18 protein-coding genes are annotated in these 21,151 nt (G+C 71.7%); 14 read left to right on the top strand and 4 right to left on the bottom strand.

The features are described from left to right. Positions 1–72 precede the first annotated feature (72 nt). From OG500_RS28980 to OG500_RS28970, 3 genes are all read left to right on the top strand, one after another. Positions 73–1,599: an FG-GAP-like repeat-containing protein gene (locus OG500_RS28980; protein ID WP_329584375.1), complete on the top strand. Its 1,527-nt coding sequence runs from the start codon at positions 73–75 to the stop codon at positions 1,597–1,599. A gap of 294 nt (positions 1,600–1,893) precedes the next feature. Then, on the top strand, positions 1,894–3,450 hold the full coding sequence (locus tag OG500_RS28975) for a GDSL-type esterase/lipase family protein (protein ID WP_329584373.1): 1,557 nt from the start codon (positions 1,894–1,896) through the stop codon (positions 3,448–3,450). Between the two features lie 155 nt (positions 3,451–3,605). Continuing rightward, positions 3,606–4,526, top strand: a complete 921-nt coding sequence (locus OG500_RS28970; RefSeq protein WP_329584371.1) for a DUF2797 domain-containing protein — start codon at positions 3,606–3,608, stop codon at positions 4,524–4,526. Between the two features lie 81 nt (positions 4,527–4,607). On the opposite strand, the gene OG500_RS28965 is transcribed toward OG500_RS28970, so the two are convergent. Continuing rightward, positions 4,608–5,618 (bottom strand): trypsin-like serine protease, encoded by a 1,011-nt coding sequence (locus OG500_RS28965; protein ID WP_329584369.1) that lies wholly within the window; start codon positions 5,616–5,618, stop codon positions 4,608–4,610. On the opposite strand from OG500_RS28965, the gene OG500_RS28960 reads away from it, so the two are divergent. The 4 genes from OG500_RS28960 (at position 5,608) to OG500_RS28945 (ending at position 8,146) form a co-directional block, all read left to right on the top strand. Further along, complete coding sequence (locus OG500_RS28960) at positions 5,608–6,657, top strand: hypothetical protein (protein ID WP_329584367.1); 1,050 nt, start codon at positions 5,608–5,610, stop codon at positions 6,655–6,657. The two genes, OG500_RS28965 and OG500_RS28960, sit on opposite strands and share 11 nt — an antisense overlap. Beyond that, the gene (locus tag OG500_RS28955) at positions 6,654–7,016 is read left to right on the top strand and encodes a DUF6086 family protein (protein WP_329584365.1); all 363 of its coding nucleotides are present in this window, start codon (positions 6,654–6,656) and stop codon (positions 7,014–7,016) included. The genes OG500_RS28960 and OG500_RS28955 overlap by 4 nt, the downstream gene beginning before the upstream one ends. Before the next feature lie 322 nt (positions 7,017–7,338). After that, entirely contained in the window at positions 7,339–7,581 is a 243-nt protein-coding gene (locus OG500_RS28950) for a SitI3 family protein (protein ID WP_329587807.1), read from the top strand. A 166-nt stretch (positions 7,582–7,747) separates the two neighbouring features. Continuing rightward, a complete protein-coding gene (locus tag OG500_RS28945) occupies positions 7,748–8,146 on the top strand; it encodes a hypothetical protein (RefSeq protein ID WP_329584363.1) in 399 nt (132 codons plus the stop codon). Positions 8,147–8,295: 149 nt separating this feature from the next. On the opposite strand, the gene OG500_RS28940 is transcribed toward OG500_RS28945, so the two are convergent. Then, positions 8,296–8,700: a nuclear transport factor 2 family protein gene (locus OG500_RS28940; protein WP_329584361.1), complete on the bottom strand. Its 405-nt coding sequence runs from the start codon at positions 8,698–8,700 to the stop codon at positions 8,296–8,298. Between the two features lie 228 nt (positions 8,701–8,928). Here OG500_RS28940 and OG500_RS28935 point away from each other — a divergent pair, with 228 nt between their 5' ends. The 7 genes from OG500_RS28935 (at position 8,929) to OG500_RS28905 (ending at position 18,178) form a co-directional block, all read left to right on the top strand. After that, positions 8,929–9,507, top strand: a complete 579-nt coding sequence (locus OG500_RS28935; RefSeq protein WP_329584359.1) for a hypothetical protein — start codon at positions 8,929–8,931, stop codon at positions 9,505–9,507. Between the two features lie 135 nt (positions 9,508–9,642). Further along, complete coding sequence (locus OG500_RS28930) at positions 9,643–10,452, top strand: HEAT repeat domain-containing protein (protein ID WP_329584357.1); 810 nt, start codon at positions 9,643–9,645, stop codon at positions 10,450–10,452. A 64-nt stretch (positions 10,453–10,516) separates the two neighbouring features. After that, complete coding sequence (locus OG500_RS28925; RefSeq protein WP_329584355.1) at positions 10,517–11,929, top strand: ATP-binding protein; 1,413 nt, start codon at positions 10,517–10,519, stop codon at positions 11,927–11,929. Next, positions 11,926–13,014 carry a tetratricopeptide repeat protein gene (locus OG500_RS28920; protein ID WP_329584353.1) on the top strand — a complete coding sequence of 363 codons (1,089 nt, stop codon included), beginning with the start codon at positions 11,926–11,928 and terminating at the stop codon, positions 13,012–13,014. The genes OG500_RS28925 and OG500_RS28920 overlap by 4 nt, the downstream gene beginning before the upstream one ends. Positions 13,015–13,123: 109 nt before the next feature. Continuing rightward, positions 13,124–14,728 (top strand): FAD-dependent monooxygenase, encoded by a 1,605-nt coding sequence (locus OG500_RS28915; protein WP_329584351.1) that lies wholly within the window; start codon positions 13,124–13,126, stop codon positions 14,726–14,728. Positions 14,729–15,012: 284 nt separating this feature from the next. Next, positions 15,013–15,210 (top strand): thiazolylpeptide-type bacteriocin, encoded by a 198-nt coding sequence (locus tag OG500_RS28910; protein ID WP_327069777.1) that lies wholly within the window; start codon positions 15,013–15,015, stop codon positions 15,208–15,210. A 169-nt stretch (positions 15,211–15,379) separates the two neighbouring features. Further along, positions 15,380–18,178, top strand: a complete 2,799-nt coding sequence (locus tag OG500_RS28905; RefSeq protein WP_329584348.1) for a lantibiotic dehydratase — start codon at positions 15,380–15,382, stop codon at positions 18,176–18,178. An 80-nt stretch (positions 18,179–18,258) separates the two neighbouring features. Here the strand turns inward: OG500_RS28905 and OG500_RS28900 are convergent, their stop codons facing one another. Further along, on the bottom strand, positions 18,259–18,729 hold the full coding sequence (locus OG500_RS28900; protein WP_327069775.1) for a BP74-related protein: 471 nt from the start codon (positions 18,727–18,729) through the stop codon (positions 18,259–18,261). Between the two features lie 229 nt (positions 18,730–18,958). Then, a complete protein-coding gene (locus OG500_RS28895) occupies positions 18,959–21,127 on the bottom strand; it encodes a 3-hydroxyacyl-CoA dehydrogenase NAD-binding domain-containing protein (RefSeq protein ID WP_329584345.1) in 2,169 nt (722 codons plus the stop codon). Positions 21,128–21,151: the final 24 nt, after the last annotated feature.

Here is a 21,151-nt window from a genome sequence, read left to right as displayed (position 1 = left end):
GGCCTAACAGCGAGAACCGCCCCACCCGCTCGAACTCCCTTTTCGCAGAACCTGGATGACGAAGTGAAGCGCTTGACCTCGTTTGCCGTCCTGGCCGTTGCCGGTCTTCTCAGCCTCCCGCTCGCCCCGACCGTCGCGTCCGCCACGCCGTCGGGACCGCCGGAGCTGAAGGTCATGCCGCTCGGCGACTCGATCACCGCCGGCTGGCAGAGCTCCACCGGAAACGGCTACCGCGAACCGCTGTTGGAGCAGGTGGCCCAGCAGTCCCGGTACACCGTGAACCTGGTCGGCTCGTCACACAGCGGGACGATGGCCGACTCGGCGAACGAGGGGCACAGCGGCTTCGTGATCGACCAGATAACCAACGGCATAGACGGCTGGCTGGCCGCCGCCCACCCGGACGTGGTACTGCTGGACATCGGCTCGAACGACCTCGACCGCAACCTGGACCCCACGCACGCGGGCGACCGCCTCACCACCCTGGTGAACCGGATCTTCGCCGACCAGCCCGGCATCACGGTGATCATGCAGGGCGTGATACCAACCTCGACCTCACCGGGCGTGCAGGCTGGATTCAAGGCGTACAACCAGCAGGCCCTCCTGCTGGCGGGCACCGAGCAGCAGGAGGGCAAGCACTTCTGTTACGTCGATGCGCCTTCTCTTGTCCCCTACGGGCAGCCCGGCGCCGAGATGGCCGACGGCCTGCACCCCAACGACGCCGGCTACGTCAAGCTGGCGCAGGCCTTCTACGCGCCCCTCGACCTGGCGTTCTCCTACGGCTGGGTGACGGGCGGTCCGGCGACCGTGCCGTGGCGTCCGGCGCGCACCGCGGTGGGTGACTTCAACAGCGACGGCAAGCTCGACGTGGTCGGCATCGACGCGAACAACAACATGATGCTCTACACCGGCGACGGCCAGGGCCACGTGGGCGGCGGCTCCCCGATGCTCGGCACCACCGGCCTGTGGGCCAACTTCAAGGCCATCGCCACCGGCGACTTCAACGGCGACGGCAAGACGGACGTCGCCGGCATCGACGCCAACAACAACCTCATGCTCTACACCGGCGACGGCCAGGGCCACCTCGCCGGCGGCACCCCCATGCTCGGCACCACCGGCCTGTGGGCCAACTTCAAGGCCATCACCGCCGGCGACTTCAACGGCGACGGCCACACCGACATCGCGGGCATCGACGCCAACAACAACCTCATGCTCTACACCGGCGACGGCCAGGGCCACCTCGCCGCCGGCACCCCCATGCTCGGCACCAACGGATCGTGGGCTAACTTTAAGGCCATCACCGCCGGCGACTTCAACGGCGACGGCAAGACGGACGTCGCCGGCATCGACGCCAACAACAACCTCAAGCTCTACACCGGCGACGGCCAAGGCCACGTCAGCGGCGGCACCGACATGCTCGGCGACAACGGCCTCTGGACCGGCTTCCACTCCGTCATGGCCGGCGACTTCGGCACCGGACACCTCAGCATCGCCGGCATCGACGCCAACAACAACCTCAAGCTCTACACCGGCGACGGCCAGGGCCACCTCAGCGGCGGCACCGACATGCTCGGCGGCAACGGCCTCTGGGCCGGCTTCTAGGCCGTGTCTCACAATTCGCGTCGGATCAGCGCACGGCTCCCCCAGCCTTCGGCCGGGAGGTACCCCCACCACCCCGCCTGGCGGCTGGGTGGCGCCCGGCTGGGCGTGCCGGCGAAGCGTCCTCGTACTGGGTCGTACGTGGATGATTCGCCGGTGCGTCCAGGCGGGCAGCGACATCAGCAGCTGACGCTGCGGGCCGGCGTCGCGCGCCTGGCGGGAATTGTGAGACACGGCCTAACAGCGAGAACCGCCCCACCCGCTCGAACTCCCTCTTCGTAGAACCTGGATGACGAAATGAAACGCCTCACCTCGCTCGCCGTCATAGCCGTTGCGGGCCTGCTGAGCCTCCCGCTCACCCCGGCCGTCGCATCGCCCGCGCCCTCGGTACCGCCGGAGCTGAAGGTCATGCCGCTCGGCGACTCGATCACCGCCGGCTACCAGAGCTCCACCGGAAACGGCTACCGCGAACCGCTGCTGCAGCAGGTGGCCCAGCAGTCCCGGTACACCGTGAACCTGGTCGGCTCACAGCACGGCGGGTCGATGACGGACTCGGCGAACGAGGGCCACAGCGGCTCCGAGATCCAGGGGATCAGCAACGGAATCGACAGCTGGCTCGCCGCCGCTCACCCTGACGCGGTACTGCTGCACCTGGGCATCAACGACCTCAACAACGCCGATGACGACAAGGCGACCGCCGCGAACCGCGTCGAGGCGCTCGTGAACCGGATCTTCGCCGACCAGCCGGGGATCACGGTCATCATGCAGGGGCTGATCCCGACCACGCAGGGCGTACCCGCGAACCCGAACATGGCGAGCCTGGTCGAGGGGTACAACGATCAGGTGCGGCAATGGGCTCCCAGCGAGCTGCAGGCGGGCAAGCACTTCCGCTTCGTCGACGCGCCCGCGCTGGTCCCGGCCGGAGAGCCCGGCGCCGAGATGGCCGACGGCCTGCACCCCAACGACGCCGGCTACGCCAGGATGGCCCAGGCCTTCTACGCGCCCCTCGACCAGGCGTTCACGGACGGCTGGGTGGTGGGCGGTCCGCCGACTCCGCCTGCTCCTTCGCGTCCGGCGCGCACCGCGGTGGGTGACTTCAACAGCGACGGCAAGCTCGACGTGGTCGGCATCGACGCCAACAACAACATGATGCTCTACACCGGCGACGGCCAGGGCCACGTGGGCGGCGGCTCCCCGATGCTCGGCACCACCGGCCTGTGGGCCAACTTCAAGGCCATCGCCACCGGCGACTTCAACGGCGACGGCAAGACGGACGTCGCCGGCATCGACGCCAACAACAACCTCATGCTCTACACCGGCGACGGCCAGGGCCACCTCGGCGGCGGCACCCCCATGCTCGGCACCACCGGCCTGTGGGCCAACTTCAAGGCCATCACCGCCGGCGACTTCACCGGCTCCGGCCACACCGACATCGCGGGCATCGACGCCTACAACAACCTGATGCTCTACCGCGGCGACGGCCAGGGCCACCTCGCCGCCGGCACCCCCATGCTCGGCACCACCGGCCTGTGGGCCAACTTCAAGGCCATCACCGCCGGCGACTTCAACGGCACCGGCCACCTCGGCATCGCCGGCATCGACGCCAACAACAACCTGAAGTTCTACCAGGGCGACGGCAACGGCAACGTCGGCGGCGGCATCAACATGCTCGGCGACAACGGCCTCTGGACCGGCTTCCACTCCGTCATGGCCGGCGACTTCGGCACCGGCCACCTCAGCATCGCCGGCATCGACGCCAACAACAACCTCAAGCTCTACACCGGCGACGGCCAGGGCCACGTCAGCGGCGGCACCGACATGCTCGGCGGCAACGGCCTCTGGGCCGGCTTCTGACAGCGAAAACCCGACACCACGGCCCTCGTCCTGATCGCGGCTCCACCCGGAGCGCACGATCGGGACGAGGGCCGTGGTGCGTTGACCGGCACGGTCGCCCACAGCAACCGGCACTCCCCCGCCGTCGGTAACATGCAGGTCGTGGTGAGAGAAGAGTGACCGGCGAGGCCTCGCCGGCCGTCTGGCGGGCCACCGGGCTCGCCTGGAGCACGGGGGCGGCGGCGCTGGAGTGGTCGACCCCCGGCGACGGCGCCCCGAAGACGAGCCCGCTCGACCTCGGCGCCGCCCTCGCCTTCACCACCGGCGCCGACCGTCGCTGCACGGGACTGCGCCGCGCGGGACGCCGCCACGCCTGCCCCACCGCCGCACCCCTGCCCCCGGCCTCCCGCAGCGCGCAGTGTCCGGCCTGCCAGACGGCCGACCGCGCCGACTCCATCGCCGCCGACACCCGCCTGCACGACCCGCGCCCCTTCGCGGTCTACCTCGCGCACCACGGCAGCACCGTCAAAGTCGGCATCACCGCCGTCGAACGCGGCCAGGCCCGACTGCTCGAACAGGGCGCGCTGGCTTCCACCGTCATCTCCACCGGCAGCCTGCTCGCCGCCCGCCGGGTGGAGAACCTGCTCGGCCAGGCGCTGGGCCTGCCCGACCGGGTGAGCACCTCCCGCAAACGCGCGGCCCGCGCCCACCCCGGCACCGCCGCCGAGCGCGCCACCGCCCTGCTCGCGACTGCCGAAAGCGTCAAGTCCCTGTCCTGGCCGGAGGGGCAGACCCGCACCGACCCGCAGATCGCCGACCACACCACCACCTACGGCCTGCCCGCGGACGGCCTGCGTCCCGATGCCGCGATCCTGCCGCCCACCCCCGGCAGCGTGATCGCCGGCCGGATCACCTGCCGGATCGGCGCCGACCTCTACCTCCACACCCCCGCAGGCCTGGTGCTGCTCGACACCCGCCTGCTCGCCGGCTGGTCCCTCACCCGCGCCGAGCCCGACTTCCCCCTCACCGCCCACCTCGAACCCCTCACCGCCCCGGAGGCCCCACACTCCCCGAGCGACCAGGCCTCCCTCTTCTGAGCCACGGGGGCACGGCACGCCGCCGTCGTGCCGTGCCCCGGTGGTGCAGCGCTCCCGCCCCGGCAGGGCGGCACGCACCTGTCAGGCGCGGGTGTTGGGGCTCCAGATGGCGCCGCCGATTCCCTCGCCGCCCTCCTTCTTGTAGACGACGATGTTGCCGTCGTCCTGGAGCTTGAAGTAGGCGCCGGCGGCCCAGAAAGTGCCAGTGTTCCAGAGGCTGCCGGTGCCGCCTCCGCCGCCGTCGCGGTAGACGACCAGGTTGCCGTCGGACTGCATGGCCAGCCAAGCGCCGGGGTTGCCGGGGGTGCCGCTGGACCACAGGGCCGCACCGTCGCTCTTGCGGTAGAGGACGAGGTTGCCGTCGTCCTGGAGGCGGAGGTAGGCACCGGAGTTGGGGTAGGTGGCGCTGGCCCACAGGGCGCCGGTGCCGGCGGCGGGGTTGCCGTCGGGGGCGTAGACGACGAGGTTGCCGTCGGTCTGCATCTGGGCCCAGGCGCCGGGGTGTCCTGCGGTCTTGGTGCTCCACAGCACGCCGCCCGGGATGCCGCGGTGGGTGACGGTGAGGTTGCCGTCACCCTGCATGGTGAGCTGCAGGTCCTTGCCCGCGACGCTCTGGCCGGAGGCGATCTTGGTGCCTGGGGCCAGCAGCGGACCACCCTGGTTGGCGGCGGTGCTCACCCAGCCGGAGAGGTCGTCGACGCGGGTCTCGACGGCGCCGGTGCGGGTGCCGCTCTCGTTGATGCAACCGGCCTGGCCGGAGCGGCTGCTGACGGCGGCCAGCTCGACGGTGCCGTTCGTCTCCCGCAGGGCCGGTCCGCCGGTGTCGCCCTTGCAGACGGTGGCATCCGTCTTGGGGCTGATGCCGATCGTGGTAGCGGCGGCGGGTGTTCCGGTGGAGGGGTTGATGGTGAACGCGCCGGTGTGCAGCCGGGTGGTGATCCACTCGTCCTTGGTGCGGCCGTAGCCGGTCACCGTCAGTGCCTCGCCCGCCTTCGGTTCGCTGGTGGCGATGGCGGCCGGGGTGATGCCGAAGACGGGGTGGGAGAGCTTCGCCATGACCAGGTCGCGGTCCTGACGCGGGATGAGCTGCACGACGTCGGCCACCTGCCCGGCGCTCGTGGTCAGGTCGGCCCGCTACTCCGCACTGGACGCCGGCAAGGACGCCCGAGCCGCCGACCAGGATGCCCGGTCCGCCTACGCCACCGCCGTCGACAAGCAGCAGCAGGAGTGGCAGGCCTGGCTGGAGGCCAAGAAGAAGGAACAGGCCGACGCCTGGGCCAAGAAGAAGGCGGACCGGGAGGCCGAAGACCAGAGGATCATCAAGGAGACCGACGAACAGCGCAAGAAGTGGCTGCAGTGGAAGCAGCAGCAGGAAGACGCCCAGCAGGCGGCCCACAAGGACAGCGGCATCAGTGCCTGGGTGCACAGCGGCCTCAACTACCTTGACGACAAGGCCAACAAGGTCGCGCACGTCCTCCACCCCTTCCTGAACCCCGACCTCTGGCAGGGTGGCGCTCAGATCGCGGGCGGCTTCATCATGGTGGACGCAGGTGCGAGCGGATTCGTCGTCAGCGGCGGTTTCTGTGTCATCACCCTCGGCGTCGGTTGCGAGGTCGGTGTCCCCGCCGCCGCCGTGAGCGCCGCCGGCGTGGGCGTCGGGGCCGGCATGATGGGCGATGGCGCCAGGAAGTTCGGCAAGGGCCTGGGGGACGCACTCCGAGACGCCAGGACCGCAAACGGTTCCGGGAGCAACGATGTACCGTTGTCCAATCGGATCCGCCCGATCCGGGAGGGCGACAGGGAATATAGGGTCGATGATCCGAACAACTTCTCGGATACGATCACTGACATCGATCGCGTGGAGAAGGGGACCCTTTGGGAGGAGAAGACGGCCACCGGACAGGATCCTCGGATGAATATCCAGAGCTGGCTCCAGAAAAATGTTGTCAAGAAGCTTGACTCCTATGTCCGTGCCCGTCAGTATCTTTCCGGATATGAGAATGCTCCCATGGGCATCGATTTCACCGAACCCGGAGCGACCGCCGAGTTTAAATCCGCCGTAGAGCAGTCGGTTGAGCAGTGGAAGGCCGAAAATCCCGGCGTGGACGTCTCAGTAAGGTGGGCAAAATGAGCTGCACATTCCAGATCCAAGACAATGTCCTGTGGAGTCCCGCAATCAGGATCGGTCATCTTTTCAAGGGACAAGCAGAGGCGGCAGCTACAGCATTTCGGCTCACTTCCGGCCTTGATGACATCATCGAGGACGAATGCGAAATCGATCTCCCTATCTTCGAGAAGTTTGTGACGGAGATGCTCCGCGAATACAGCTCCGCTACCCATCCGGTGCTCCGCGCGTTGACACGAGACTTCATCGCCGCAGCCTCCGTGCTGGTTGAACGAGCCGGTGGCAGGTTCCCCGACCTCGGCGAAGAGCAGGACAGGATGTGGGATCAGCTGCGCCAGGAGTACGCGCGATCCATGCCGCGATAGTCATTGATGTGAGCCGTGCAGGAGCGTCGGGTCGCGGTCGGGCGCTCCCCGCACAGCTGCGGGCGCAATCTTTCTGCCTTGCCAATGTCTTGCACCCGCCTTCGGGGCAAGCGTGGCTCGCACCCAACGCCGTGGGTGCGGGCCACTGACTTCTTCGGGTGGATGGGTGCCACGTTTCCTCCGTGATGAGATCGCGCGAGCGGTCGAGTGCCCTAGCCGAGGCCGGATTCTGCGGACTGTCCCCTAGTATGCAGAACGGGGAATCTCGGTAGCTCCGTCCAATCTTCTTTCCGACACGTGAAAGAAGACCAGTTCTGCCCGCCTGCTTCCTGAGGGCGCTCGCCGAGGAATCGACGAACAGCAGGACGACATGGTCCGACTCGCGTCCGGCTTGCTGGAGAGGGTCCAGGGTGATGCAGTCCTGAACTTTCAGTCCGAGGTCATCTGGTTGCTACGGCGCGATGGTGACCTGAGCTTGAACGAGCAGGAGGACATCTGGCCGCGTCAGCGCCTGGCAGCTGTCTCCCAGCCGTTCCGTCGTGCCACCTACACGTACGAGTGGTGAGCATCCGCCGTTGAGGTTCTGCTGTACTCATCGCACAGCTTGATCCCTGTGCAGCTCCCAGCCTGAACGGTGCGCCGGCCCAATCCAGAAAGGACTGGGCCGGCGCACCGTCATCTGTACGACCGACCACGCGGCCGATCTCCCGGCGATAGGGACCACCGTAAGCATGTACCACTATGTCTTCATCCAGGCCGCGTCGCCCGAGGCGGACATCGTCACCGACCTTGAGGCGTCCTGTGGCAGGGCTCTCGCTCGGCGCACTGGCGATGGCGTCGACTACTCGGCGCAGCTGGACCGGGCAGCGCTGGAACTCCAACTCACGCATGACTTCGACGAGGACCGGGGCATCCCCTTCGACCGGTACCAGTCGGTCCTGGTCGTGCGCGACTTCGACCGGGACATGGAGCGACAGCTGGCCCTTGCCCGGAGGGTCGTTCGCAGTCTCGCCGACACCGGAAGGTACTGGGTGCTGCTGGTGTACGAGTTGCAGCAGTTCCTGGAGGCAGCCGCACCTGCCGGTGCGAGCTTGTCCGACATCTGGCCGCCTGCAAAGGCAACCGAATAGCTCAGTGATCAGACGGCCCGCACCCGGTCAAGGGGGCGGGCCGATCACCTGCTCGAGGTACAACATCTACGCCGTGGGCGACCTTGACTGGCGGCAGGTGAGTGCTTCGCTGGCGCGACAGTTCCCATGGTCGTCATTCCCGGTCAGGCTCAAGCCCCGGCGTCGCCCCCGCCCGGCATCGGTTCCGCGAGCGCCGCGCGCCAGTCGGGGGCGGCGAAGGCGTCGGTGAAGTACTGCGTCTCGTGGACCACGTGTCCGTCGGCGAACTCCATGATGCTCACCGCGTGGCTGGGCACCCCGTCGTAGGTGATGACGCACTCGCTCACCCACAGGTCCCCGCTGCCGGTGATCCGTTGGACGGTGAAGCGCCGATCGGCCGGGTGCCCGCCGCGCTGGGCCGCGATCGTCGCGCGGCCGCGGAAGCGTTCGCCCGACTGGGGGTAGTCGAGGATCGCGTCGGCGGCGTAGACGGCGTGCTCGGCCTCGGTCTCCCCACGGTCCGACGCTCGCCAGTGCTCCTGCAGTGCGGCCCTGGTCCGGGCATCAGGATCCATCGCTGTCGTCCTTTCGCTAGACAGTTGGAACGATCCAATGGCACTCTAGTGGCCGGAGGGCGATATCTGACGGACCGTCATGTCGCTTTCCGGTCACGTCGCGTAGGTCATGCCATCTGCACAGTCCCGGCGCCGCGCAGCTGTCGTGCGGCGCTTCGTCGAACCGTTTCGATTGGACCGGTGTGTGAAGTGAACCTCAAGTATCCTCGCCTGCAAAGTCGTTCATGGTTGGCGCCGGCCCGGAGCCGGCTCGCCGCGGCGGTGGGGGTGGTCGCGCTGCTGCTGGCCGTCATCACCGGCACGGCCGCCGGTACGGCCAGTGCGGCGCCCCTGGCGGCACCGGCCGCCGCCGCACCGCACGTGTCCCCCGGGTGGGTCTGTCCCGGCACGCCCATACCGGCGGGCTGGGTGATCACCCAGCGCGCGCCGGCCGCGTGCAACCAGGCCGGCGCCTGGTACATGCAGCCCGTGCAGGACGGGATCTGGACCTGCGCCACTTCGCCGATCCCGCCCGGTTACGTGATCACCATGCACAACGCCGTCGGCTGCAGCGGCATCGACTCCTGGTTCCTGCAACTGGTCCGCCCCGCCCAGTGGACCTGCGCGGGCTCGCCGATTCCCCCCGGCTACGTGAACACCGGTCACATGGACTCCGGCTGCGGCAACATCGGCTCGTGGTACATGCAAGTGGCCCACGCCGGGCTGTGGATGTGCCCCTACCAGCCCGTCCCGGCCGGCTTCCGCCAGGGTGCCCCGAACGCGAGCATGTGCAGCGGCCTCGGCGGCTGGTACCTGATCGCCGCCTGATCGGATCGGATGCGTCAGCCGGCATCCGGCATCCGGCATCCACTGGAAGGCGCCGCGCCTCGTGCGCGGTGCCTTCCGCCCCGGCCCGGAATAACCCGTCGCTCCCCCACGGACGATCACCTAGCATCCCAAGCCATGGCCATGTTCGTGCACTTGACGTCGGCGGCGACCGTTCCGCGGATCCGGCGGTCCGGGATCCGGGCGGTCAGCCATGGGCAGGGCGGCGCGCGTGGTGCCTACTGCTTCCCGGCGCTGGCGTCGTACACCCTCACCCATCAGTGGACCCGCGAGCTGGCGCGGTTCGGCAGTCGAGGCGGGCTGGTGGCCGTGCAGGTGCGGCTGGACGACGAGCAGCGGGTACTGGTCGGGCGGTACGGGGACCGGGTGCGCGGGGCCCAGGAGACCGTCCGCGCGGCGGAGGCGGTGCGGCGGATCGCGGCGCTGGCGGACCCGCGCGGGTGGGAGGTGTTCGTGCCCCGGGCGATCCGGCCCCGGGAGGTGCACCGGGTGCGCGGCGTCTCGCCGGTGACGGGGTGGCGGTACGTACCGGATGCGCACGGCACACGCCCTTGCACCTGTTTCGGCTGCCGGGTGCGCGGCGGCTACGGGTCGCGGCGGCTGCTCGAACGGCTGCCGCATCCGTTGGACGGCCCGCCGCCGCCGGTCGGGGTGCTGCTCGCCAGGATCGCGGCGGCGGGCGAACCCGGCGACCCGGCGGTGCTGCGCGAGGCGCTGCACTGGTTCGCCATGCGCCGACGTGGTCCGATCGCCCAACTGGCGTTCCTGGCAGGCCATCCCGACCCCGCGGTGCGGGAGGAGCTGGTCTGGGCGGTCGGCCGCTGGCGCACCCCCGGGGTGGCGGAGCTGCTCGCCGCCCTCGCTGGCGACCCACACCCGGACGTCCGCGAGGCCGTGGAAACGATGGCCGAGTTGACCCCGCGTTAGGCCGCCTCCCGGTCAGGCGGAACCTGGTTGACGTGGGCGTATGACGGGTTCGTAGGGTGGGGGCATGCCCGACGCGACGCCCGACACCCCCGACCGTCCCCCGACCGCCGAGCCCCCGCTGATCGGCAGCCTGCGCGCGGCCGTGGCTGCGGCGCCCCAGGACGTGCCCCTGCGGCTGCACCTCGCCGAGTTGCTGCTCGACGCCGGGTACGGCGACGCGGCGGTGACGGAGGCGGCCGTTGCGCTCAGTCACGCGCCCGGGGACGCGCAGGCGCGGGCCGTGATGGCGCGCGCCATGGGCGGCGGGCCGGCGGTCGAGCGGCCCGCGGCACCCGTCCAGCAGCCCGCGGCACCCGTCGAGCAGCCCGTAGCACCGCTCCAACCGCCCAGCCAGCGCGCCGGGTTCGACTGGGCCGCCGCCGAGCAGGAGGTCGGCGACGCCGTCCCGCCCCGGTTCGCCGTGAGCCCCGGCGCCGACACCTACGCCGCCACCGACGTCGGCCCCGGCCCCGGACCCGACGCCAAGGAAGCCCCGCTCGCCGTCGACGGCGGCACCGCCACCACCACCGGCACCGCCCGGGTGAGCGCCTACGACGTGGCGGCGCCCGACGCACCCGGCTCGGTGCGACTCGCCGACGTCGGCGGCATGCAGGAGGTCAAGGACCGCCTGGAGGCCGCCTTCCTCGCACCCATGCGCAACCCGGAGCTGCGTCGGCTGTACGGCAAGAGCCTGCGCGGCGGGCTGCTCCTGTACGGGCCGCCCGGTTGCGGCAAGACGTTCATCGCGCGGGCCGTCGCCGGCGAGCTCGGCGCGAACTTCGTCTCCGTGTCGATCAACGACGTGCTCGACATGTGGATCGGCAACTCCGAGCGCAACATGCACGAGGTCTTCGAGACCGCCCGCCGCAAGGCGCCGTGCGTGCTCTTCCTCGACGAGCTGGACGCCCTCGGCGCCAAGCGCAGCCGCACCCAGCACAACGGCATGCGCACCACCGTCAACCAGCTGCTGACCGAGCTGGACGGCGTCGACGACGTCAACGACGGGGTGTTCGTGCTCGCCGCGACCAACGTGCCCTGGGACGTGGACGTCGCGCTGCGCCGCCCGGGCCGGCTCGACCGCACGCTGCTGGTGCTGCCGCCCGACGGCCCGGCCCGGGACGCGATCCTCCGCTACCACCTGCGCGAACGCCCCATCGAGTCGGTCGACTTGGCGAAGCTGGTCAAGGCGACCGACGGCTTCTCCGGCGCCGACCTCGCGCACGTCTGCGAGAGTGCGGCCGAGTCGGCGCTGCTCGACTCCGCCCGTACCGGGACCGTCCGCATGATCAACACCAAGGACCTGCTGGGCGCCGCGAAGGCGATCCGCCCGTCCACCGAGCCGTGGTTCGCGGCGGCCCGCAACGTGGCGATGTTCGCCAACGAGGGCGGCCTGTACGACGAGTTGCTCGCCTACCTGAAGAAGGCACGGAAGCTGTGACCGCACCGCACCCCCTCGTCGAGCAGGCAGCCGCCCTGATGGAGCTCGACCGTTTCGACGAGGCCCGCGTCCTGCTCGCCCGGCGGCTCGCCGAGGACCCGACCGACGTGCGCGGCTGGGTGCGCCTGGCCCGCTGCCACCTGTCGGTCCGGGAGTACGAGGAGGTGCTCGCCGCCACCGGTGAGGCCCTCGCCCTCGCGCCGGAGGACTTCGACGCCCACCAGGTGCGCGCGTACGCGCTGCGGCGGCTCGGCCGGCCGGACGAGTCGCTGGCCGCGGCACAGGAAGCGGTCCGGATCGACCCCCAGCGCTGGCAGGGGTTCGCAGCCCTCTCGGAGTCCCTGATCGCCTGGCAGCCGCGCTGGCCGGAGGCGTTCGACGCGGCGGCGCAGGCCGTGCGGCTCGGGCCGCAGGAGACCGGTGCGCACTACGCGCTGTGGAAGGCCGCGCTGGTGAACGGCCGTGCGGACGTGCTGCGGCAGGCGCTGCTGGAGACGCTGCGGATCGACCCGCAGAACGCCTGGGCGCTCGGCGAGCTGGCCGCACACGCGGCGAAGGACGCCGCCGGGCCGCCGCTGACCGGCGCGGGCGCCAGGCTGCCGGCCGCCGCGGACGCGTACGCCACCGCACTCGCCGCCGACCCGCAGGACGCCGGGCTGCGCAGGGGCCTGGACGCGGCGGTGTTCCGGATGCTGCGCGGCACCCGCTGGCTCGCGCTGCTCTGCGCGGTGATCGCGGCCCTCGCCGGACGGGTCTTCCCGACCGGCGACGACCCGACGGCCCTGCCGGGACCGCTCGGCACCCGGCTCTACGGGCTCGCCCTGATGGCCGCCGTCTGGGGCTTCGGCGCCTGGCGCCGTTACCGGCGGCTGCGCACCGGCGTGCGGATGAGCCTGTGGTCACTGGTCCGGCAGGTCGGCTGGGCGCGGCTGGTCGTCGCACAGTCGGCCTGGTGCACGCTCACCGCCGTGCTGGTCGTGACCGTGCCGTGGTCCCAACGGACCGTCCCGCAGGTGCTGTTCTGGGTGGCGCTGGTGCCGACCCTGCTCACCGTCCGGTTCGAACGCGCGGCGATCCGCTCCTGAGGGAGTATGACCGAGTCTCTTTCATTACCGGGTTGCTTTTTTGCCCCGGTTGCGTTTTCGTGGACCCAGCACGACGACGAGACGGACGAGACGCGGCGGAGGAGTACGGATGACCAGCGTGTTGATCGTGGGGGCCGGACCGACCGGGCTGACCCTGGCCTGCGACCTGGCGCGGCGCGGCATCGCGGTGCGGATCATCGAGAAGTCGCCCGAGCACCCGCGCAGCTCACGGGCGAAGGGGCCCAACCCCCGCAGCCTCGAGGTCCTCGCGGACCTCGGTGTCGTCGACGAGGTGCTCGCCGCCGGGACCGCCCCGCTGACCATGCGCAAGTACCGGCACGGACAGCCGGTCGCCGACGCCCAGCCGTTCCTCGGCTCCAGGCCGACCCCCGACGCGCCCTACGACCGGCCGTGGCTGCTCCCCCAGTGGCGGCTGGAGGAGATCCTGCGCTCCCGGCTGGCCGACCACGGCGTGCGGGTCGAACTGGGCACCGAGCTGGTCCGGTTCACCCAGGACGCGTCCGGGGTCACCGCCGTCCTCGCCGACGGGCGGCAGATCGACGCGCGCTACCTGGTGGGCTGCGACGGCGCCCACAGCACCACCCGCAAGCTGCTGGGCGTCCCGCTGGCCGGCCGCACGGCCGAGGAACTGGTGATGGTCTGCGGGGACGTGGAGCTGGACGGGCCGGACCGCGGCTACTGGCACCAGTGGCTCGACGAGGACGGCGGAGTGATGCTCTGCCCGATCCCCGGCACCCGGGCGGGCTGGTGGTTCCAGGCCTCGCCCGAGCGGGACGCGCAGGGCGAGCCGCTCGCACCCTCGCGGGACGGCTTCCAGCGGCTGCTCGACCGGCACGCCAGGATTCCCGGCCTCCGGCTGGCCGACGCGACCCTGCTGTCGACCTACCGGGTCAACGTGCGCATGGTCGACCGCTTCCGGGTGGGCCGGGTCCTGTTGGCCGGGGACTCCGTGCATGTCCACCCCGTCGCGGGCGGACTGGGCATGAACACCGGTATCCAGGACGCCTTCAACCTGGGCTGGAAGCTCGCCCTGGTGCTCACCGGGCAGGCGGGGCCCGGCCTGCTCGACACCTACGAGGAGGAGCGCCTGCCCATCGCCGCCTGGACGCTGGACATCACCTCGGAGCGCCTGCAGGCCACCCTGGAGGCCATCAAGGAGCCGGGCGGCGGCCTGGACTCCGTGTTCACCCCGGAGACGAACACGCTGGGGCTGGGCTACCGGTGGAGCTCGCTCGCCGTCGGCCGCGAGAAGCCGGACGCGCCGGACGGGCAGAGCGGGCAGAGCGGGCACGACGAACAGGACGCGCACGACGCCCGGCTGCAGCCCGGCGACCGCGCCCCGGACGCGCCCTGCCGGGACGCCGCGACCGGCGCCCCGGTCCGCCTCTTCGAGCTGTTCGCCGGACCGCACTTCACCCTCCTCGGCTTCGGCCCGGGCGCGGCGCGGGCCCTGCGGGAGACGGCCGCCGAGCACGGCAGCGACAGTCTGCGGGCGTACCAGGTGGCCGACGGACCGCACGGGCCGGCCGGACAGGTCCTCGACGAGCACGGGCTCGCCCGCTCGGCCTACGGGATCACCGAGGACGCGCTGGTGCTGGTCCGGCCCGACAGCCACGTCGCGCTCATCGCCCCGGCCGGCGACACCCGGGCGGCGGCGGACTACCTGGACCGGCTGAAGCGCTTGGGGGCCTGAGGACCAGCCCGGATGCCGCCGGTCAGCCGGGCCGACCGGCAACGCCCGTGCGCTGCGGACCCGCGAGGTAGTGGTCGAGCACCGGGGCTCGGCCGATGACGATTCGTCAACTCAGATGACTGGATCGATCAAAACCACACACACCAGCTAACGTCACGCAGTAACCTTGGCTCGCTCAGTCACCACCGTGACATCCGGTTCGCAGGACTACAGTCGTCCCAGTCCGCGGACCGTTCGGCTCCACCCCAGGTGTACCTCGTCAACGTTCATCCAGGGAGACCGCTATGTCCGACACCACCGCACAGCCGAGCTTCGACCTCCAGGACTTCGACCTGGACCTCAGCTCCCTCACCGTCACCTCGCTGCGCGACACCGCCGCGCTGCCGGAGAACGGAGCGTCCCAGGGCGCGTGTTCCTGCGAGTCCTCGTCCTCCTGCGCCATCATTCCGCCGGTGGTCTCGCGGCCTCCGGCCGCGGTCTGACCGTCCAGGGCGCACACGGTCGCTGACCGGTGCGGGTCGCACGGCTCCTCGTGCGGCCCGCACCGGGCCGCAGCACGGCCGAACCACGGCCGAACCACGGCTGCAGCACAGCCGCAGCACGGCCGCACCAGGGCCGCACCAGGGCCCGCGATGTCGACGGGACCCACCGATGCCGCATTCCGCAAGGCCCGGCGCCACCGACGGCGATCCCGGCCGCCGCCCCACCCCGACGCCCGCTTCCGCTGCCGGGGGCTACCGCGTCCGGTCGGCGCCCTACGCGCTGGCGCGGTCGAACCTGCTGTGCCAGCCCGCCCAGAGCCGTCCTGCCTCCGCGTTCCGCGCCCTGCTGGCCGAGTTGACCGAGCTGGAGGCCGAAACAGCCTCCCTGCTACCGGTGTTGGGCGACACCCTGTACGCCAGCCAGGGCGGCCACCCGCAGGCGTTCCACCGCGACACCGTCCTGCCGCTGCGCCGCGCGCTGCACAACGGGCGCGAACCGCGTGCCGAACTGCTGGGCCGGCTGGGCGACCTGCCCGAGCGGCTGCCGCAGCTCGCCCGCTGGCTGACGCTGCGCGAGCAGCAGGCCCTGCTGCTCGACGAGTTGGCCGCGTCGGCCGAGGCCGCGCTGACCGCCGAGCGCGCCGCGCTGTCGGCCCTGTGCCGCGAACCGGCGCTCCTGCGGGCGGTCGCGCTCACCAGCTCCGACCTGCTGCGGGCACTGACGCGGACGGGCGCGGGCGACGCCGGGTCCGACCGCAGGGCCCGCAAGGAGGAACCGAACGTCCTGCGCTACGCGCTGCGGGCCGGCACCAGGACCAGTCCGCTCTCCTGGTTCACGGCGGTCGGGTGGGGTCTCCTGGACACCCCCGCGACCGCAGCCGCGACCGACTGGGGCGAGGCCGACCTGCCCGCCGCGGCACCCGCCTCGGTGGTCCGGGCCAGCCGGACCCTGGTGGGCGCACTGTGCCAGGCCCTGCTGGACGATCCGCGCCGCCGCGCCGCGCTGCCGCACCGGTTGGCCAGCTCCGCGCGGACCGTCGAGGGCCGCGCCTGCTTCTCCCGCAGCACCGTGGTGTTCGCCGGGGGCCGCTACCTGGCCACCCGGGAGGAGGAGATCGGGCTGCCGGCCGGCGGCCCGCTGGCCTCCCTCGCTTCGCTCGGCGCGGACCCGCGCCCGCTGAGGGAGTTGGCGCACCGGCTGAGCGGGACCCGGGACCCTGGTGACCGCCGCCCGGACGGGACCGCCCAGGTCACCGAGGAAGTCGAGGACACCGAGGACACCGAGGACACCGGGGCTGTGGCGGCTGCCGCCGGCTACCTGCAACGCCTGGCCGGTGCGGGCCTGTTGGTTCCCGCCGAGCCGGTCGACCCGCAGGACCGCGACCCGCTGGCCAAGGTCGCCGGCTGGCTGCGCACCGCCCCCGAGGACACCGGGCTCGCCGACCGGGTGGACGCGATCGCCGAGCGCACCCGGCGGTTCGCCACCGCCCCGGCCGACCTGCGGCCGGCCCTGCTCACCGATCTCGCCGATCGCTGGACCGACCTGCTGGCCCGCGCGGGCCGGCCGGTCCCCGAGCACAGCGCGCCGTTGAACGTCCTGTCCGAGGACGTGGTGGCCCGCCGTCCGCTGCGGCTGGGCGGCCTCCTCGACCGCGCCGACCACGAGGCGCTGGGCGAGGCGACCGCCCTGGCCGAACTCTTCGACGCGGGGCAGGTGATGCGCCGGATCGCCCGCGACCGCTTCGTGGACCGCTACGGGGCCGGCGGCGTCTGCCACCACCCGTGGGAGTTCGGCCCGGTCGTCGACGCCGCCTGGGCCGAGGCCGGCCGGCTGGCCGCACTGCCGCCCCAGGACGAGCGCGAGGGCGAACTCCCCAGCGGATACGGCGAACTGGCGGCGGTGCGCCGACTGCTCATCGACCGGATGCGGCCGGCCGTCCCCGACTCCGGCACCGACTCCGGCACCGACCCGGGCGGCGCCGACACCGACGCCGTGCTGCCCGCGGACCTGCTCCGAGGGCTCGGCGAGCGGCTCCCGTCCTGGATCCTGGCCCGCCCGTCGAGCTACGCGTTCTTCCTCCAGCGGGACAGCGCCGACGGCCTGCTCTGCGTCAACCACCTGTACGCCGGCTGGGGCCGGTTCACCAGCCGCTTCCTGGACGCCATGGAGCCCGTGGCCACCGCGGAGGTCGCCCGGCAGATCCGGCACGGGCTGCCGGAGCAGGCCCGGGCCGCCCAGATCCGCCCGGTCGGCGGCTTCAACGCCAACCTGCACCCGCTGCTGGTGCCCGACGAGATCGGGCCCGACCGCCGCTGGTCCTCGCTCGCGGAGTCGGAGCTGGACCTGGTCCACGACCGGGACAGCGATCAGCTCCGGCTGCGGCTGCGGGCCACCGGCGAGCTGCTCGACGTCCTGTACGGCGGCTTCCTCGCCCCGGTGCGGCTGCCGCAGCGGATCGCCCCGCTGCTCGCGGACCACCCGCAGGGCGCGGTCCGCCTGCGGTCCCTGGTGCCCCGGTACACGCTGGCGGCTCCCGGCGGCCGGGTGCTCCGCACGCCCCGGCTGCGGCACCGTCACGTCGTACTGCGCCGGCGCCGCTGGCACCTGCCGGCCGGCGTGGTCCAGGCGCTGCGCGCCGACCTCTCCACCGGCCCCGCGCTGCCGGTGGCCGCCACGGCACGCTGGCGGACCCTGCTCGGCCTGCCCGAACAGCTCTTCCTTCGCCCCGAGCCGGCCACACCGCCGGCCCGGCCGGCCGCGGACCCGGACGGCTACCTGCGGCGGCCCAAGCCGCAGTTCGTCGACCTCGGCAACGCGCTGCACCTGCAGGTGCTGGGACGGTGGCTGTCGCGCCACTCCGGCGGCGTCGTGCTGGAGGAGGCGCTGCCCGCGCCCGGCGGTCGGAGCCACCCTTTCCGGGCGGTGGAGCTCGTCCTGGAGACCTACCGCGCCGCACGGCCGGCCTGAGGACACCGTGCCGGGCCGGCGCCGGGGGCTGCTCGCCCGCCCGGCACCGGCCCGGGTCCGTGGGCCCTCGGCCCGCCGGGTCAGCTGCCCTGCGGCGCCGGGATTTCGCGGGTCAGCTGGGAGTGCCAGGGGCAGAAGGTGCTGTGCGGGAAGAGCGAGCCGCCCACCTGGTCCAGGTTGGCGTTGGCGAAGGCGATGTTCCCGTCGCACGCCTCCATCGCCATGCTGAAGAAGGTGATCGAGTTCGGGTCGAGCGTGAAGTTCCAGGGCTTGTTGTACGGGGCGGGGCTCTTCACGATCGTCCCCATCACGTGGGTCGGGTCGGTCTGCGCGCCGCTCAGGATGGACCGGGCCTCCTGGATCTTGGCCGGGTCGGTGAGCTGGATCACCATGGTGTCCGAGCTGTCGGTGAACTCGAAGTAGGCCGGCGCGGTGGCGTCCGCGGGGCGCACCGACACGGTGGGCTGCGCCGCCTGGGCGGGCTGGGCCAACGCCACCGCGAGCATCGAAACCGCCGCGAGACTACCGAACTTGGTCAGGGCACGTCGCATGTTGAGCACCTCCGGAGTCTGGCGGGCCGCGTCCACGACCCGTCCGCAACGAACCGTAATCGGACGGGCAACGGAACGGTCTCTTCTCTCCCAAGGCTGCCCCATTGGGCGACCAAAACCATGTAAAGCCTGCCCCATAGGGATGTTTGACACATGATCAAAGCCGGGAGCCCCCGGCCCGACCTGCGAAGAGGTCGGGCCGGGGGCTCCCGGGTGCGTGGGGCGGCGCTCAGTCCTTGAACGTCCCGCCCTCGGCGACCACTCGCTCCAGCAGCGCCGGCGGCGCGAACCGCTCGCCGTAGGCGGCGGCCAACTCCTGGGCGCGGGCGGCGAATCCCGCCGGGCCGCCCGGGTAGCCGTTGATGTACTGGAGCACCCCGCCGGTCCAGGCCGGGAAGCCGATGCCCAGGATCGAGCCGACGTTGGCGTCCGCGACCGAGGTCAGCACGGACTCCTCCAGGCAGCGCACCGAGTCGAGCGCCTCGGCGAAGAGCATCCGCTCCTTGAGGTCCTCGAACGGCACCTGCACCTCGGGGCGGGTGAAGTGCTCGCGCAGGCCGGGCCACAGGCCCAGCCGGCGGCCGTCCGCGTCGTAGTCGTAGAAGCCCGCGCCGCCGCTGCGGCCGGGGCGCTCGAACTCGTCGAGCATCCGGTCCATCACCGCGTCGGCGGGGTGCGGCTGCCAGACCCCGCCCGCCTCCTCGACGGCCCGGCGGGCCTCGCCGCGGATCTTGCGCGGCAGGGTGAGGGTCAGCTCGTCCAGCAGCGAGAGCACCTTGGCGGGGTAGCCCGCCTGGGCGGCGGCCTGCTCGATGGAGGACGGGTCGACGCCCTCGCCCAGCATCGCCACGCCCTCGTTGATGAACCGGCCGATCACCCGGGAGGTGAAGAAGCCGCGCGAGTCGTTCACCACGATCGGGGTCTTGCCGATCCGGCGCACCAGGTCGAAGGCCCGGGCCACCGCCTCCTCCCCGGTCCGCTCGCCCTTGATGATCTCCACCAGCGGCATCTTGTCGACCGGCGAGAAGAAGTGCAGGCCGATGAAGTCGGCGTCCCGGTCGACGCCCTTGGCCAGCAGGCCGATCGGCAGCGTGGAGGTGTTGGTGCAGAGCAGCGCGTCGGCGTCCACCACCTCCTGGATCTCCTGGAAGACCCGCTGCTTGAGCTCGACGTTCTCGAAGACCGCCTCGATCACCGCGTCGCAGCCGGCCAGGTCGGCGGCCGTGGCGGTCGGGGTGATCCGGGCCAGCAGTTCGGCACGCTGCTCGGCGGTGCTGCGTCCGCGCGCCACGGCCTTGTCCAGCAGCCCGGCCGAGTAGGCCTTGCCGCGCTCGGCCGCCTCGATGCTGACGTCCTTGAGCAGGACCTCGAGCCCCGCCTTGGCGCAGGAGTAGGCGATGCCCGCGCCCATCATGCCCGCGCCGAGCACCGCGACCTTGCGCACCGGGCGCTCGGGCACGGAAGCCGGTCGCGAGGCACCGGAGTTGACGGCCTGCATGTCGAAGAAGAGGGCCTGGATCATGTTCTTGGCGGTCTGCCCGCCGACCAGCTCGGTGAAGTAGCGGGCCTCGATCACGAAAGCGGTGTCCACGTCCACCTGGCTGCCCTCGACCGCGGCCGCCAGGATGTTGCGCGGGGCCGGGTAGGGGGCGCCGTTCAGCTGCTTGCGCAGATTGGCCGGGTAGGCGGGCAGTTGGGCCGCCAGTGCCGGGGTGGCGGGGGTGCCGCCGGGGATCTTGTAGCCCTTGACGTCCCAGGGCTGCTCGGCGCTCTCGTGGGCGGCGATGAAGGCCCGCGCCTTGGCCAGCAACTCATCCTTGTCGGAGGCGAGTTCGTGCACCAGGCCGGCCTCGACGGCAGCCGCCGGGCGGTACTGGCGCCCGGTCAGCAGCCACTTGAGCAGCGCGTCGGCCAGCCCGAGCAGTCGCACCGTGCGGACCACCCCGCCGCCACCCGGCAGCAGGCCGAGCGTCACCTCGGGGAAGCCGAGCTTGCTGCCCGGCGCGGTCAGCGCGATCCGGTGGTGGCAGGCCAGCGCCAGCTCCAGGCCGCCGCCCAGCGCGCTGCCGTTGATCGCGGCGACCACCGGCCTGCCCAGGGTCTCCAGGCTCCGCAGCGCGCGCTTGAGCCGCAGCGAGCCCTCGAAGAACTCCGCGGCGCCCTCGGCGTCGACCTTCGAGAGCATCCGCAGGTCACCGCCGGCGAAGAAGGTCTTCTTGGCGGAGGTGATGATCACGCCGCGCAGGCCCTCGAAGGCCGCCAGGCGCTCCACCGCGGCCTCGAAGTCGGTGGTGAAGGCGGCGTTCATGGTGTTGACGGACTGGTTGGGATCGTCCAGGACGAGGGTGACCACGCCCTCCTGATCCTGCTCCCAGCGGATAACGGTCAGCTCGCTCATGGGAATTGTCTCCGGGATCCAGGA

The organism is Kitasatospora sp. NBC_01250, assembly GCF_036226465.1.
In the GTDB taxonomy this organism is placed as follows: domain Bacteria; phylum Actinomycetota; class Actinomycetes; order Streptomycetales; family Streptomycetaceae; genus Kitasatospora.
This window is presented reverse-complemented; position numbering and strand designations above follow the sequence as displayed.